This window comes from Psychrobacter sp. H25, from assembly GCF_059076335.1.
Genome location: NZ_JCACRV010000001.1, coordinates 3012046 through 3027948, shown reverse-complemented (window position 1 = coordinate 3027948; position 15903 = coordinate 3012046). Strand labels below are relative to the sequence as shown.

The 15903-nt window shown below is 42.4% G+C and carries 15 protein-coding genes and 1 pseudogene; 7 read left to right on the top strand and 9 right to left on the bottom strand.

Annotated features, from left to right (window positions below; all coding sequences use genetic code 11):
• The first annotated feature begins 318 nt into the window (after positions 1 to 318).
• Entirely contained in the window at positions 319 to 954 is a 636-nt protein-coding gene (locus tag AC5JPO_RS12390) for a BLUF domain-containing protein (protein ID WP_493842766.1), read from the top strand.
• Between the two features lie 231 nt (positions 955 to 1185).
• Here AC5JPO_RS12390 and AC5JPO_RS12385 read toward each other — a convergent pair whose 3' ends face one another.
• Positions 1186 to 1911, bottom strand: a complete 726-nt coding sequence (locus tag AC5JPO_RS12385; RefSeq protein ID WP_493853978.1) for a GntR family transcriptional regulator — start codon at positions 1909 to 1911, stop codon at positions 1186 to 1188.
• A 333-nt stretch (positions 1912 to 2244) separates the two neighbouring features.
• Between AC5JPO_RS12385 and AC5JPO_RS12380 the strand changes: the two genes are divergently transcribed.
• The 6 genes from AC5JPO_RS12380 (at position 2245) to AC5JPO_RS12355 (ending at position 8549) form a co-directional block, all read left to right on the top strand.
• Positions 2245 to 3534 (top strand): SLC13 family permease, encoded by a 1290-nt coding sequence (locus tag AC5JPO_RS12380; RefSeq protein WP_493853977.1) that lies wholly within the window; start codon positions 2245 to 2247, stop codon positions 3532 to 3534.
• Between the two features lie 565 nt (positions 3535 to 4099).
• Complete coding sequence (locus tag AC5JPO_RS12375) at positions 4100 to 5113, top strand: Bug family tripartite tricarboxylate transporter substrate binding protein (RefSeq protein WP_493853976.1); 1014 nt, start codon at positions 4100 to 4102, stop codon at positions 5111 to 5113.
• 116 nt (positions 5114 to 5229) lie between these two features.
• The gene (locus AC5JPO_RS12370) at positions 5230 to 5685 is read left to right on the top strand and encodes a tripartite tricarboxylate transporter TctB family protein (protein ID WP_443527117.1); all 456 of its coding nucleotides are present in this window, start codon (positions 5230 to 5232) and stop codon (positions 5683 to 5685) included.
• Between the two features lie 5 nt (positions 5686 to 5690).
• The gene (locus AC5JPO_RS12365) at positions 5691 to 7196 is read left to right on the top strand and encodes a tripartite tricarboxylate transporter permease (protein ID WP_493853975.1); all 1506 of its coding nucleotides are present in this window, start codon (positions 5691 to 5693) and stop codon (positions 7194 to 7196) included.
• Between the two features lie 185 nt (positions 7197 to 7381).
• On the top strand, positions 7382 to 8155 hold the full coding sequence (locus AC5JPO_RS12360; RefSeq protein WP_493853974.1) for a sulfite exporter TauE/SafE family protein: 774 nt from the start codon (positions 7382 to 7384) through the stop codon (positions 8153 to 8155).
• A 115-nt stretch (positions 8156 to 8270) separates the two neighbouring features.
• Positions 8271 to 8549 (top strand): peptidylprolyl isomerase, encoded by a 279-nt coding sequence (locus tag AC5JPO_RS12355; RefSeq protein WP_443527114.1) that lies wholly within the window; start codon positions 8271 to 8273, stop codon positions 8547 to 8549.
• Between the two features lie 227 nt (positions 8550 to 8776).
• Here AC5JPO_RS12355 and AC5JPO_RS12350 read toward each other — a convergent pair whose 3' ends face one another.
• The 8 genes and pseudogenes from AC5JPO_RS12350 to rutB form a co-directional block, all read right to left on the bottom strand.
• A complete protein-coding gene (locus AC5JPO_RS12350; protein ID WP_493853973.1) occupies positions 8777 to 9373 on the bottom strand; it encodes a malonic semialdehyde reductase in 597 nt (198 codons plus the stop codon).
• Between the two features lie 18 nt (positions 9374 to 9391).
• Complete coding sequence (rutD, locus tag AC5JPO_RS12345; RefSeq protein ID WP_493853972.1) at positions 9392 to 10168, bottom strand: pyrimidine utilization protein D; 777 nt, start codon at positions 10166 to 10168, stop codon at positions 9392 to 9394.
• A gap of 176 nt (positions 10169 to 10344) precedes the next feature.
• Positions 10345 to 10953: pseudogene (gene ribB, locus AC5JPO_RS12340) on the bottom strand (3,4-dihydroxy-2-butanone-4-phosphate synthase); the annotation flags it as partial.
• A 119-nt stretch (positions 10954 to 11072) separates the two neighbouring features.
• Positions 11073 to 12572, bottom strand: coding sequence for a CoA-acylating methylmalonate-semialdehyde dehydrogenase (locus AC5JPO_RS12335; protein ID WP_493853971.1), 1500 nt, complete (start codon positions 12570 to 12572; stop codon positions 11073 to 11075).
• Between the two features lie 40 nt (positions 12573 to 12612).
• On the bottom strand, positions 12613 to 13971 hold the full coding sequence (locus AC5JPO_RS12330; protein WP_493853970.1) for a solute carrier family 23 protein: 1359 nt from the start codon (positions 13969 to 13971) through the stop codon (positions 12613 to 12615).
• Positions 13972 to 14005: 34 nt separating this feature from the next.
• Positions 14006 to 14587, bottom strand: a complete 582-nt coding sequence (gene rutF / locus AC5JPO_RS12325; RefSeq protein WP_493853969.1) for an NADH-dependent FMN reductase RutF — start codon at positions 14585 to 14587, stop codon at positions 14006 to 14008.
• Between the two features lie 131 nt (positions 14588 to 14718).
• On the bottom strand, positions 14719 to 15102 hold the full coding sequence (rutC, locus tag AC5JPO_RS12320; RefSeq protein ID WP_493853968.1) for a pyrimidine utilization protein C: 384 nt from the start codon (positions 15100 to 15102) through the stop codon (positions 14719 to 14721).
• Between the two features lie 73 nt (positions 15103 to 15175).
• Positions 15176 to 15895 (bottom strand): pyrimidine utilization protein B, encoded by a 720-nt coding sequence (gene rutB, locus AC5JPO_RS12315; protein WP_493853967.1) that lies wholly within the window; start codon positions 15893 to 15895, stop codon positions 15176 to 15178.
• Between the last annotated feature and the right edge of the window lie 8 nt (positions 15896 to 15903).

Here is a 15903-nt window from a genome sequence, read left to right as displayed (position 1 = left end):
TCTAGCTTTATTGAACCATGCTAAAAAACGGTGAAACCGAGCTTGGTAAACCAATGATTCAATGATGTTTTTATCATGACGAAAAACCAAAATCTACGTAAGACAAGAGCAGTGCTCACATTGAGACTAGAACACACTCAGTTTAATGATACGGATTTGATGCCTACGTCTGAGCCACATATTCTATGCCTTAATGTTGAAATATGGACGTAAAAGTAGACTTTTCACACGGTACAACAAATCTACAATGCAAAAATCGTTTAAAATAAGAGGCCATTGAGATAAAAAATTAGCATATATCATAAAAAGAGGGCACGAATGAAGATAGAAAGCCATAGGAGACTAGAAAAATCTATGAAGGGCGTTCCATCAAACTCCCTTGTAAGACTCATCTATGTTAGTAAAGTAAATACTCTAGACAGGTCTGTATTTGAGCATATTCAGAGCCATTCAGATGTCTATAACAGAGACAATAAAATATCGGGATTTCTATGCAATGACGAAAAAAGTTTTCTTCAATGCTTAGAAGGCGGGAAGGATGTTGTGTTTTCTCTTATGCAAAGAATATTTAAAGACAATAACCATAAAAAAGTAGGCGTCGTTGCTGTTGAACAAGTCAGTCAGTGCCGCTTTGAAGATTGGCGTATGCACAGTCTCAACTTGAGCGCTAGTAATTGGCATAGACTGTCTGATCATGCTCAATTAGGAGAGATCTCACCATTCAAACCTGAGCAATGGCCTTATTGGTTCGTTGAGCACTTCATCGAATGTGTGAGGAATTTTGACTACTCTAACCTCAGTCGTGACGAGGATTACATTACCTTCGATAATTTAGGTTACTCTGAGCTTGAAGAAAAGCTAACCCACAATAATATTTTGCTATTTATATTTCTTGGACTATTGGTCGCATCAACGGCAGCTGTGTTATTGTTCAGATATGACGTCATTACTTGATACCTAAGTTGGATGACTTATGACTCACTTGAACATATCTCAAGGGAATAGGAAATTAGGTATTTCATCCTCTTAATCGATGAATAACTTGTTTTAATGGGACTACTTGCCATAGGCTCGCGGTCAGTAAAAAGCCTCTACAAAGCTTGTAGTCTTACCATAAAGTTAGCTTACGAAATGTTTTCCTAGATAACCTAAATCGTCTACTTCCTCTCGACCACTTCTTATCTATTAGACAATATTAACTTCATAACTGAACTTTTCTGCGAGTCCATATGACTCTCTATATTCGATGGGATCGCCTTCTAGATTTTTGGCAATGCGGCATACCTTTACTAAGTTTTCTTCCTTAGTGTTGGCTAGGTAGGTATCTATATGATTGGTTATGAAGAATAGGGTTTCTACAGCAGACGAAACGAACTGACCGCATTTTGTGTAATAAAATGGATAAAGAAGGTTTTCGAAATCTTCTGGCGCCAAGTCAATAAATGCTTTGAAACGGCTCTTAGGTAACCAAATTTTCTCACTCAGTAGCACTTTATCTTCAATAATACGCATACGCTCTATGTAAATGAGTGCTTTGCTCTTACTGATATTCAGCTTTTGGTTAATATCATCAATACCTTCTATGACGATCACCTTTTTGACTACTCCGTTCGGTGTCGCATAACCAGCATCTTGGTCACGAAATTTAAAAAACCTTAATAAAGAACTTTCAAAATCTGGTCGTTTCAAAAAAGTACCCCTACCCTGGTATTTAGTTAATACGCCATCCTCTACTAGTTTTTCAACCGCTTTGCGAACCGTTCCGACTGATACTTGATATTTATCTGCAAACTCTTGCTCTGTTGGTAAGGGTGTATTTTCATCCCACTTACTTTCTGTCAGTAGCGTCAGAATATGCCATCTTACTTGCTCGTATCTTGGCATTTTAAAGTTTTCTAAATTTTTTAACATTTTGTCACCGCTATTTGGAAAGGTTTATATACCACAATATTCTCTTAGAGCACGCTCTAACCTTAAAGATTGAGACAGGGCTTATTACCCACTCGACATCTAAAAATCTTCTATAGTATTACCATACTAACGCTTGTCTTGCTTTTTACGGTTAATCTTAGCCAATCTGCATTGCTTTTTTGCTATTATTCTACTCAGTCAAACGTAAATTCCAAACTTACACGATTCTCTAATCTAGAACGTCGTTTGTCAATATCATCGTGCTGCTCGTTACTCTATAAAAATTGGTATGAGTTTTTGTAGAATTCATATATTTGAGACCAAGGAGCAGCTATGACTCTCTATGTTCTAGCCGCTATTGTAATATCTATCGCGCTCGGCTATACCACCAAAATTAATATCGGCTTATTTGCCATTGTGTTCTCATACCTGATTGGGTGTTTTGGTATGGGTCTTAGCGCTTATGAAATTATTGAGCTGTGGCCTCTTAAGATTTTCTTTGTCATTTTTGCCGTTACACTCTTTTATAACTTTCCTCTAGCCAATGGTGCTTTAGAGAAATTATGCAGTCATCTGATCTATAAATGCAGACATTTCCCATCCTCATTACCTTTGGCTATTTTCTTTGTTGCTACAATTGTGGCAGGCCTAGGGGCTGGTTATTACACCGTATTAGCCACCATGGCGCCTATGATTCTATTGTTGTCCAAAAGAACCAACCTCAATATTGTGGTGGCCACCCTTTCAGTCAACTATGGTGCCCTAGCCGGAGCCAACTTTGTCACTTCACAAAGTGGCGTTATTTTTAGAGAGCTCATGCGCGGAGCAGGCGTCGCCAATGACAATACGTTCACTTATGCTTTGGGCATCTTTGTGGTTACCTTTTTGACACCAGTAGTAGTATTAGGTATTTATAGTTTTATTAATACCAAAAATAGCAAGATAGCGATCCAAGCTATAGCACCCGAGCCCTTAGATCGTAAGCAAAAACAATCTATTGTACTTGTATTTATTATGGTGGCCACGGTGCTTATTGCACCTATCCTAAACCTACTAATACCAAACGTAGAGGCCATCGAGTTTTTGAACGCTAGAATCGACATCGGTTTTATCGCTATTTTTTTCGCCATGGTTAGCTTGTTTTTGAAACTAGGTGACGAAAAAACAATCATTGCTTTAGTACCTTGGAATACGCTGATCATGATCTGCGGGGTCGGAATGTTGATCAGCCTTGGTGTGGAGGTAGGCGTTATTTATGAGCTAACAGAATGGCTCAGTACCAATGTACCTATCTGGATGATACCGATTTTAGTATTCATCATCAGCGCAATCATGTCAGTATTTGCCAGTACGCTTGGCGTGGTCGCCCCAACTCTATTCCCTATGGTTCCTGCCCTAGCCATTGCCTCTGGATTAAATCCTTTATTACTATTTATTTGCATTGTGATAGGTGCGCAAAGCTCATCTATTTCTCCTTTTTCGTCAGGAGGTAGCCTGATACTTGGCGCCGCCCAAGTACATATAGACAAAGATCAGCTTTTGAATACGCTATTATTTAAAGCAGTCCCCCTAGGTATCATTGTTGGAATGCTAGCAGTTTTAGTCATACAGCTCGTATTTTAGTATCTTATCTCTTAGCTTTCACTCATTTCTTGACCTGCTATTATCTTCATTGAACAACTATATTATAAGAGTCTTCAATACCCTTAGGCTTTCTATTTTATATGTGACTCAGTTTTCTTATTATACTTTTCAAAATAATTACTAACTAAGTAATCACTAATTAAGCAATCCTTTATATCTTGCTATAGCACAGCAGTGCATGTAGGTATCACTATCACCTACGTGCACTGCTGTGCTCATATTTAAACATATCTATTTGTTTTTACTGTCTTAATTATCCACTTATAAATACTAATAATATTTTTATTAGTGTTTAGTATTGGTGCAATAGAGTCTTGATTAGCGAATCCTTGAACCACTATATCAAAATAAAATTCATATATACATACATATGTTTCTTGTTATTCTTAAAATATTCTGTTACTTTTGCAAAACACTAAAAAGCGCACTGTTATGAAATTCAGCAACCTATATCGGTGTGACCTGAATTTCTTTTGCAATAACGCTATGGCTTCACTCAGAATTTTATTGAGTTTTAATTGAAAATACACACAAGGAGTGTCGTGTGAAAAAACTATCCTATCTGGCTCTTGGCCTCTCAGTACTAACCCTCACCGCCTGTAATAAGACCGAAACGACAGCATCTGATGCCGGTTTTGATGCCCCTTCACGTCCAGAATGTATTGCCCCTGCAAAACCAGGTGGCGGCTTTGATTTGACGTGCAAGCTTGCTCAGGCTGGTCTAAGAGATACTGGTCTATTAGAAGATCCAATGCGAGTCACTTATATGCCAGGCGGTGTTGGCGCTGTTGCTTACAACAAAATCGTTGCCAATGATCGCGCTAACAACGACGCCATTATTGCCTTCTCAACGGGGTCTATCCTCAATTTATCACAGGGTAAATTCGGCAAATTCACTGAAAAAGACGTGAAATGGCTCGCAGCGGTTGGTACTGATTATGGTGCCATCGCTGTCAATGCTGACTCACCAATCAAGGATCTAGCAGGATTGGTCGCTGAGCTCAAGTCAGATCCCAAAGCAGTTAGTTTCGCCGCTGGTGGTAGTGTTGGTGGTCAAGACTGGATGCAGACCGCTATTTTGGCTAAAGCAGTGGGGGTAAAGCCTAGCGACATGACTTATGTTGCTATGGAAGGTGGCGGTGAAGCTATTACTGCCGTGATGGGTAACCATATTACCGTCGTTAGTGCGGGTATTGCTGAGATCATGCCGCAAGCCACTGCTGGTAAATTACGAGTATTGGCCGTGTTTGCAGATGAAAGACTGGGCGGTACGATGGCTGATATTCCTACTGCTGTAGAGCAAGGCTACGACGTTACTTGGCCAGTGGTCCGTGGCTATTACATGGGTCCAGATGTCAGTCCTGCCGCTTACGACTGGTGGAAATCCTCATTTGACACCATGTTGGCCGATCCAAAATTCGCTGAATTACGCGAGCAGCAAGAGCTACTACCATTCTCTATGACTGGTGATGAGCTAGAAGAATATGTTTATAAACGTACAGGTGAGCTACGTGAGTTGTCTGCTGAGTACGGTCTTGTTGATGCTGCAGCTAAGTAGCATTACTCAGTTCATATCCCCTTAATGATTGAATACTGGTTTTTATAGTATTTATCGAAGGTTGACAGATGAGACATCTCTCAACCTTCTTATTTTGGAATTTAAGGAATACTTCTATGACAATGGAACGTGCGTTCTCTGGGTTGATGGGACTGTTTAGCTTATTTTTGATCTATTTAGCGATCGGTTATGTCGCTCCCATTGCCTATGACCCTATCGGTCCTCGACCCTATCCTATTTTAATTTTTTCACTAATGGCACTTTTGACCCTAGTGATTGCTTTTCGTCCAGCACGGTTTACGAAAGTACTTGATTTGGGCTACAACAATGTAGTGATTCGAAACCTTGTTTTATGTGTCAGCACATTGTTGATTTATAGTCTGATTTTTGAGCCTTTAGGTTTTGTGGTTGCTACGACACTGATGTGTTTTGCGCTTGGTTTACTGTTTGCTGGCAACCCTATTAAAAGCCTTATCTTTTCAATTGTGATCAGTATTGCCTTGTATGCCTTGTTTGACATGGCATTGGATGTAATTCTACCACTTGGCATACTATCAGGAATAATGGGATAGCGATTATGGAAACTTTTGATTTTTTAATGCACGGTTTTGCGGTCGCTACCCTACCCAAAAACTTACTGATTGCCTTAATTGGTGCCTTTATTGGTACTATCGTGGGTATGTTACCTGGTCTGGGTCCTATCAATGGTGTGGCGATACTGTTGCCTTTTGCTTTTGCGCTGGGTCTACCACCAGAGAGTGCTCTTATCTTGCTCGCAGCAGTATATCTCGGTTGTGAGTATGGTGGACGTATCTCTGCTATCTTGCTCAACGTCCCAGGATCTGCCGCGGCAGTTATGACCTCGTTGGATGGTAACCCACTCGCCACACAAGGCAAAGCAGGTATCGCCTTGTCCATCTCTGCAGTAGCCTCTTTCTTCGGCTCTACGATTGCGACCATTGGTGTGGTCTTGTTCGCACCTCTATTAGCCAAATGGGCGGTGTCTTTCGGCCCTGCTGAATACTTTGTATTGATGGTATTCGCCATTACTTGCTTGAGTGGTTTGGTCGGCGATCAACCGATTAAGACAGCAGTCTCAGCATTAATTGGCTTAGGTCTGGCCACTGTCGGTGTAGATGCAGTGACTGGTATTTACCGCTTTACCTTTGATTCAGTCAATCTATCGGATGGTATCCAGTTCACGACCATCGTTATTGGTTTTTTTAGTGTCAGTGAGATCTTAATCCTACTTGAGAGAACCAGTACTGGTGGGAAAATCATCGAGCAAGGTAAACGCAGTCTATTCAATCTAAAAGAGTTCACGTTTGCTTTTGGTGCCATGATACGTAGTGGCATTATGGGGTTTTTCGTCGGTATTTTGCCTGGTGCAGGTGCGACGATCGCCAGTGCGATGACCTATGCTAGTGAGCGCAAAATTGCGGGTGATAGTGGTAAGTTTGGTGAGGGCGATCTGCGTGGTCTGGCATCTCCAGAAGCGGCTAATAATGCCTCAGCTTGTGGTTCATTTGTACCGATGTTGACTTTGGGTGTCCCCGGCTCTGGTACGACTGCGGTTATGATGGGTGCATTGACCTTGTACAATATCACACCAGGTCCGCAGCTATTTACAGAGCAGCCTGATATTGTTTGGGGTCTTATTGCCTCCTTGTTCATCTGTAACGTCATTTTGTTAGTAATGAATATTCCGCTAGTTGGCCTGTTCTCTAAACTACTTAATGTACCAAACTATATCCTAATACCATCGATCGCCGCTATTAGTTTCGTTGGGGTCTACTCTATTAATAGCACCACGTTTGACATGGTGTTCATGGTAGGGCTTGGGATATTTGGTTATTTCTTACGTAAGCTACACTTCCCTCTATCAGCGCTTATTCTAGGTTATGTACTGGGAGAAATGATGGAATCCAACCTACGTCGCGCTCTTTCTATCTCTCAAGGTGAGATGTCTATTCTATGGAGTAGCCCAATCACCATGTCACTATGGGTACTTGCTTTACTGATGGTATTTATGCCAATTATTCGCAAAATCTATCGTAAACGCTTCAAAAAGACTGCTGTATAAATTCTTGCTAGTACGTCTCTAAATGTCTCTCCGGCGGTGGTTATACTCTATGTATGACCACCGTTTTTTTAGAGATATTTTTACTCTACTTTCAACAGTTATTTAACATTCCTAGCTCTTTTGTCAGCTGTCCAAAATCAGCAAAACATCACTACTTGATGTCACTTATAAAATAGGATTTTATAGTGCTCTTTGTTTTAGACTTACTACAACCCATCCCAACTTGGCACTTAGCAGGCTTATTTTTCGCTGGTATAGTTGCTTTTATTATCTCCACTATATCCGGTGGTGGCGGTGCTATGCTGCTGATACCAGTCACCTCTTCGATGATAGGGACAACGGTTGCACCTCCTGTGATCAACGTGGCTACCTTTATGAGTAATGCCTCGCGGCTTTATCTATTCTGGCATGATATTGATTGGTCATTGACTAAGTACTATGTCCCAAGCGCTATCGTGGGCGCATGGCTCGCCGCATTGGTGTTTAGTCGTTTGGATGCAGGCTGGATTCAGTTATTGGTTGGTGCATTTTTAGTCTCTACTATTTTCCAATACAAATTTGGCAAAGTAAGTAAAACATTTGATATGCCAAAAGTAGGTTTTGTACCTGTAGGCTTTGCCATTGCTTTTATGAGCACATTAGTAGGTGGTCTCGGCCCTATTCTTAACCCTTTTTATATGAATGCTGGACTAGAAAAAGAAAGCCTTATTGCGACCAAAACGGCGAATTCTTTCTTCGTAGGTATTGTACAAATCGTCAGCTACACCTTTTTTGGGATACTTACCGTCAAGATATGGGTGTATGCTCTTGTATTAGGACTGGGTGCTGTGATTGGCAATGTTATTGGCAAACGCTTTTTGGCAGGCATTAGCATTAGTCAGTTTAGAATAATGCTGCTGATTTTGATGGTGATTAGTGGTCTAATAATGATAGCAACAAATGCTAAAATCCTATTATAAACGACTCATTACCACTCCTACTCTTGAGCAATATCCATATTAAGTTCAACTTAGTAACCAAAGTAAGTAATGCTATAATATCCTGACAATCGATATTTTATGCAGGGTTTAGATTATGGCTCGTACCGCTAGCGCACTACACATTTTAGTAAAAGACCAAGAACTGGCTAAAGACATTATCGGCAAACTTAAAAAAGGCGCTGCATTTGATGTGCTGGCGAAAAAACACTCGACCTGCCCGTCGGGTAAAAAAGGTGGTAGCTTAGGTGAGTTCAAAAAAGGTCAAATGGTAGGGCCGTTTGATAAGGTTTGTTTCAACGGTGAGCTATTCACTCCGCATCTAGTCAAAACCAAATTTGGATGGCATGTGGTAAAAGTGCTTTACAGAACTTAAGAGTTTGAGTTTAAGAATATCAACTTGAGAGCAAGAGTTTAAGTACAGGAACTACAGTCACTGCCTTAGCGACAAGCCAGCTGTGCTATGCCTAATAAATAAGCCATCTGCTAAGTATAAGCAGGTGGCTTAATTTTTGGCTAATCAAAATAAAAGCAATCATCTCTACATTTGTTAACGACTCAGTCTACTGATCGCAAGACAGCATACTGTATGAATAACGGGTTTTATAAGACCTGACAAGCCTCATCAAAATCTAATCTTGGCAAGCGCTGATACAACTGATCGGGTTCACCATAGCCTATATTGATGAGTAGATTTGAGGACCAGTTACTGTCTTTGAGAAAGGTTTTATCCACTAGATCGTTATCGAACCCAGACATGGGACCCGTATCTAACCCCAACCCTCTGCATGCCAAGATAAGATACGCCGCTTGCATAGAGCTGTTTCTAAACGCTGTTTCCTTTACAAGTTCGGTACTAGACGTAAACCATGATCTGGCATCCGTGTGCGGGAATAGTTTGGGAAGCTCTTCATAAAACGCTTCATCATGAGCGACAATGACAGTGATGGGTGCTGTCATGGTTTTTTCAACGTTCCCTGATGATAGTGCAGGCTCTAAGCGCGCTTTCGCTTCATCAGATTTGAGAAATATAAACCGTGCAGGTGAACAATTGGCTGAGGTAGGCGCCATTTTAACCAAGTGATAGATCTCTTCAAGTAACGCATCTGGCACGTCTTTTTGTTGCCAAGCGTTAAAGGATCTGGCCTTACCAAACAGTTGATCAAGACCTTCTGAAGATAACGATAGTGAATCAGTCATAATACTTCCTCGTTGACTTTAGTTTTTGGATAAGAATTGCAGGATTTTGCTATTGGTTGAGCAGGTCTCAGTAACTGTACTGCCATGTCCACCTGTCAGCATTAACTCAAACTGGGCGTTTTGCATACTACCGGCTAACGCCAGACCGCGTTGCCATGGCACCAAAACATCGTCAAGATTGCTTAACACTAACGTTTTATTTTTAATATGTTTGGCATTTATGAGGGGCTGATAAGCCTGCAACGCTTTTAATCTCGCTAGCACGTTCTCAATTGGTGCAAAGTTAGCAATGGCTTTATCTTCTTTTTGTGTGAGTGCTTCTATGTTGTCTGAGATCCAGAACGGTGGGTACAAGAATATCGCTTGCGCGCGTACAAACGCCTCTATCCCTGTATCTTGTAGCAAGCTGGTTCGCATACTAAAACATTTGATAGTGTGAGGGTCTAGGCTCTCCCAACCATTCAAGATGACCAGTTTATCTAACAACTCTGGTGCCTTATGAGCGACTTCCATACCAATGAATCCGCCAAGCGCATGACCGACGAAATGACAATTAGACAGCCCTTCTTGTTTTAATATTTCAATTAACTGCGCTGCCAAATCTTGCATAGAGTAATTGTCAGGTAAGCGTTCGCTATTAGGCAATACCCCTTCTTGTTCATAACAAATCACATGATAATGCTCGGTAAAACGCTCAATTTGAGGTAACCAAAAGTCAGCACGTCCGCCTAAACCTGAACTAAATACGATCGTTTTTGACGAGTCGTTCTTACAAGGGTATTTTTTGACTAACATAGGTGACCGTCCAATTGTAGTGACATTTAAATGGCTATAAAAACAGCTAATGGCTTTACTATTCTAGAGTTACGTTAGGTTTACTAACTTGGCTCAGCGATGCGCTCATCGCTTTCACAATACTCATGTGCCAGCGCTTCTTCGATATATTCAACTTTGCCTTTACTATCGACACCCTCTTGAGACTTAATATATTTGATTAACTCATCTATGGTCCCGACTTTTAGATTGTGGGTATCGGCAAATTTGATAAGATCATTTCTACGAGCCATTTCACCATCTTGATTGATGATCTCTACGATGACTGCAGCAGGCTCGAGGCCAGCCAGTCTCGTCAGATCGCAACCTGCTTCAGTATGACCCGCACGCTCTAAGACACCGCCTTCTTTAGCCATGAGTGGGAAAATATGTCCTGGGGTTACAACATCATCACAGGTAACGTCTTGGGACACAGCGGTTCTGATAGTCTGAGCTCTGTCTGCCGTTGATATGCCAGTACTGACGCCTTTTGCGGCATCAATTGAAACGGTAAAATTTGTACTGTAAGGTGCTTTATTGTTTTTACACATCAACGGTAAGTTTAATTGTTTGCAGCGCTCAGAGGTCAGTGTCAAACAAACCAAACCCCTTGCATGTGTAATCATAAAGTTAATATCTTCAGGCTTAGCAAGACTTGCTGCCATAATGAGGTCACCTTCATTTTCTCTATCCTCATCATCCATGAGTATGACCATTTTTCCTGCTTTAATATCTTCAATGATTTCTGGTATCGTATTGATGTTCATAAAATCCACCATTTGCATTTATATTTGCTTTTGTATGTTGTCATGTAGGGCGTGCCATTTTTAGGGCTTAATTAATGACACGCTCTGACATGGTTTTCTAGGTTTGCTATGCCGTAGGTCTAGCTCATAGAAATAGTCGTATTGACGCCTTTGCTCGCATCTTCATCGAACCAGCGCGAGATCACAGTTTTGGTCTGTGTATAGAACTGTACTGCTTGCTTGCCATACGGACCTAAATCGCCGAGCTTACTGGCTCTAGACCCTGTGAACGAGAACATAGGTAGCGGTACTGGAATCGGTAGATTGATACCTACTTGTCCGACGTCTATGTCTTGTTGGAACTTATGTGCATGGTCTCCAGACTGGGTAAAAATCGCGGTACCATTACCGTTTGGATTGGCATTGATGATTTGAATTGCTTCCTCAAGCGTGTCAGCGTATACAATACATAAGACAGGGCCAAATATTTCTTCGGTATAGCAGCTCATATCAGTGGTTACGTTGTCCAAGATAGTCGGACCAACAAAGTTGCCGTCTTCATAACCTTCTACCTGACAGCCGCGACCATCTAGTCTGAGGGTTGCGCCTTCATCCACGCCTGCTTGGATTAAACGCTCAACGCGGGCTTTGGCCTGTTTGGATATGAGAGGGCCTAAGTCTTTGTCGTCCTTGCCAGCAGCAACCACCAGTTGTGATGACTTTTCTACAATATCATCGACCCATTGTTTAGACGCGCCAACCATGACGACAACAGACAGTGCCATACATCGCTGCCCTGCTGCCCCAAACGCTGCCCCTGCTAACTGGTTCAAGCATTGTTCTTTGTTGGCATCTGGCATGATAACGGCATGGTTTTTTGCACCCATCATGCACTGTACACGCTTGCCCGCTTGACCTGCTCGGTCATAAACATGCTTACCCACTGCGGTTGAACCAACAAAAGACATCGCTTTTATGTCTGGGTGATCACATAGGGCATCCACGGTATCTTTGCCACCATGAACCACATTTAGCACCCCTTTTGGGATACCTGCCTCAAGCGCTAACTCAACCAGTCTCATGGTGACAATTGGGTTTTGTTCAGATGGCTTTAAGATAAAAGTGTTGCCTGTGGCGATGGCCATTGGGAACATCCATAGCGGGATCATGGCAGGGAAATTAAAAGGCGTAATACCTGCACAGACGCCTATTGGCTGCTGAACGGTATACATATCGACGCTGCTGGCGACGTTTTCGATGTAGCCGCCTTGCTGTAGATTACCAATACCTGCTGCATGCTCTACAACCTCAAGCCCTCTAAACACATCACCTCTAGCGTCTGCCAGCGTTTTTCCTTGCTCTTCAGTCAGTAGCGCCGCCAGCTCATCCATATGCGCACGTATCAACTCTTGATACTTCAAAAAGATGCGAGCTCGTTTGCTGATTGGTGTGGTACGCCAACTCTGAAACGCCTCAGATGCCGTTTTAACAGCTTGCTCGATTTCCTCAGGGGTAGATTGTGGTACCTTGGCGATCACATCTTGAGTGGCTGGATTGGTGATATCAATCCACTCTGTGGTAGCTGACTCTGTAAATTCGCCATTGATTAGTTGTTGTACGTTGTGTGGTTCTGCATTCATGACACGATTCCTCAAATTGATATAAAACAGGGGTTTAAAATTATGTGTTGAGCTTTAGGAGCGGCTCTGTTGTAGCGGTTTCTTTATCAGTGGTTACGCTTGCCGCTTTTGGTTTGTTTTTGAAGTTGAAAACGAGGTTCATAAGAATTGCTAAGAAAGTAGCGGTGCCGATACCGCCCAAATCAAAGCCAGCAATGTTTAATGAATAGTTACCCGTTCCTAAAATCACTGGCACTGCAGCGACCAACATGTTGCCATTCTTACTGAAATCAATTTTTGCATTCATCCAAATGCGCGCACCAGCGATCGTAATTAGACCAAAGACTACGATTGAGGCACCCGTCAAGATAGCCACAGGGATGGTGCTAATCAAAGTGCCAAATTTAGGAGATAAGCCCAATAAAATGGCAAAAACACCTGCTATGACAAAGACAACGGTAGAGTAGATTTTGGTCGCTGCCATCACGCCGATGTTTTCTGCATAAGTCGTCATACCAGTACCGCCTACCGAAGCCGAGAGCGTGGTACAAAGACCATCAGCGAAGAACGCTCTACCCATATACGGTGAGATACTTTTGCCAGTCATGGCTTCTACTGCTTTGAAATGCCCAAGGTTTTCGGCGATCAGAATGATAAAGACAGGCGCAATCACTAATATGGCACTCATTTCAAATACAGGAGAATATAGCGTTGGCATGCCGAACCAAGCCGCACTCGCTACTGGCGCAAAATCAATAGGCGTGCCCATTCCCATCACATTGGTTAAGAGGAAGTAAACAAAATATGCCGCTACCAGTCCTATTAACAGTAACAAGCGCCTTACCATACCTGTGGTAAATACGGCGACTGCACAGATACACAACACAGTGACCAACGCCATCCAAGAATCAAAGCTATTACCGATGACGCTTTGTATGGTGACAGGCGCTAAGTGTAAACCGATAATCATGACGATGGACCCAGTGACCACAGGGGGCATCAAGTTCTCAATCCACTCTGCACCTGTCTTCATCACCAGTAGACCCATCAATGCGTATAAAATCCCGCAGACCACGGTACCACCAAGCGCAATGCCGATATTGGGATTCATACCCGTGCCGCTATACCCTGTGACTGCTACTACCGCTCCGATAAATGCAAAGCTTGAGCCTAAGTAACTGGGTACATGACCGCCCGTAATAAGGAAGAAAAGTATCGTGCCTATACCAGTAATCAGCATGGTTAAGCTCGGATCAAATCCCATCAGCAGTGGGGCTAAGATTGTCGCACCAAACATTGCGAATGAATGCTGTGCGCCCAAAACAACACTTTTACCCATTGGTAAGTACTCATTGATACCTACCGGTGTCGTTTCTAGGTTCCCAGTGTAGGGACGCCATTTAACAAACCATTTGTCCATTTCAAATATCCTTAAAAAAGTAGAGGTGTGATACTTATTTTTTGCACTTACTTAATCGATGGTAGTCTCGATTGAAATAGATGAGACTTTCACAATCGGGCTTGTGTTTGATATCCAATACTTCACAAATGAGAATATCGTGGGTTCCCACCGAGCTGATGAGTTTGATTTTGCAATCAAAAGAGATAATAGCGTCCTCTAATACAGGCGATCCTGTTGCTAGCGTGGACCAACTGCCTTGATCAAACCTTTCTTCTGGAGCCGTCTTACCGCCGAATACTCCGCTGAGATCTTGATGCTCAAGACCAAGCGTATTGACGCATAGCACCATGTTTTCTTTAAAGGTATGGTATACAGAAGCATTTCTGTTCAAACATACCAATAGGGTTGGCGGTGCGTCAGTGACACTGCATACCGCTGAGGCTGTAAACCCTGCTCGCCCTGCAGGCCCTTCAGTGGTGATAATATTGACGGCAGCTGCAAGCTTACTCATCGCCTCTCTAAACGTTTTTTGCATGTCAGTTAAGTTATCTGCCGTAGGGGTGAATGATTCTTTAGATTTATGTTTCATTAATGAGGACTGCGTGGCTTGGCTTTCTTTAATTACTGTATTCATCTGTCATTTCCTTTTAAACAATATTCCACTACATATGTGGTCAACTAAATCGCCCTACTACGGTTACATGCTAGGGGGTTGAATGTTAGGTAACTTTAAACTCACTAACTGCAGTTTTTAAATAGGCTGTTTTATCCAACGTGTGCTATTGAAGCGATTTCGACTAGCGCGTCTGGCTTTACTAGTCCACATTGAATACAAAATCTTGCTGGCTTATCGTTGGGGAAGAACTCTGCATAGACTTGATTGACGGCGTCATAGTCTGCCCAATCTTTTACAAAGATCGAATTAAAGGTCACATCATCCATATCGCCGCCAGCCGTTTGGATCACGTTTCTGATCGTCGTTAAGACATGGCGAGTTTGGGCGGCGGCATCGCCCACATGTACGACATCGTTATTTTCATCAAAGGGTAAGGTGCCTGAGACATAGACGATATTGTCGGCCTTGGTCGCTGGTACGTAAGGTGCTAATGGTTTGCTAGTACCTTCAGGGATAATCACTTGTTTGGACATATCTACATTCCTAGTGTGGTTGGATTAAGTGTGAAACGCTTGGTTTTGGTTTCTTAGTTGGCTATTCAAAGCATTAGCTATCTGTAAAACACTGCTGCATGCTGGCAACATCAGATACCCAACCAAAAAAGGTTTTTACGTTATATAGCGTGGCCTCATGAGCCTCTACTGGTCCTGCTTGATAACAAGCGTCATCTAACAACACCCCAAAGTACTCAAGAAAAAACCCATCTCGAAGCGTAGATTCAACACAGACGTTGGTTGCTATACCAGTGAGTAATAAGTTACGTATGCCCCGTGACCGCAATACGCTATCTAAGTTGGTGTTCGCAAAGCCGCTATAACGAGGTTTATCTATAACGATGTCTTGAGGCGCAGGGCTAAGCTCGTCGACCAACTCATAATCCCAGCCCCCTTTTGCTAATAACATTCCCTCCATCTCGGGGTTTTTACGCATGGTTTTTAGGGCGTTTGATTTGTGATAATTAGGCGATCCACTACCACCAGCTTCCACATATTTATTGTCCCAGCCATTTCTGAAGTAAATGACTTGTATGCCAGCTTGGTGCGCAATATCCACCGCTTGCTTGATTTTATCGATGACGGGTTTGGTTGCTGTGACATCGAACCCAGCCAAATCTAGATAACCGCCTTGGCTGGCATAAGCGTTTTGCATATCCACGACGATCAATGCCGTCTGTGAGGGGTCTAACTTGATAGGTTCAGGCAACGACTCTAAGACAGGAGAGGATTCCTTGGTAAAGTCTGCACAAATGGTATTAACCGAATTCATATCCACTC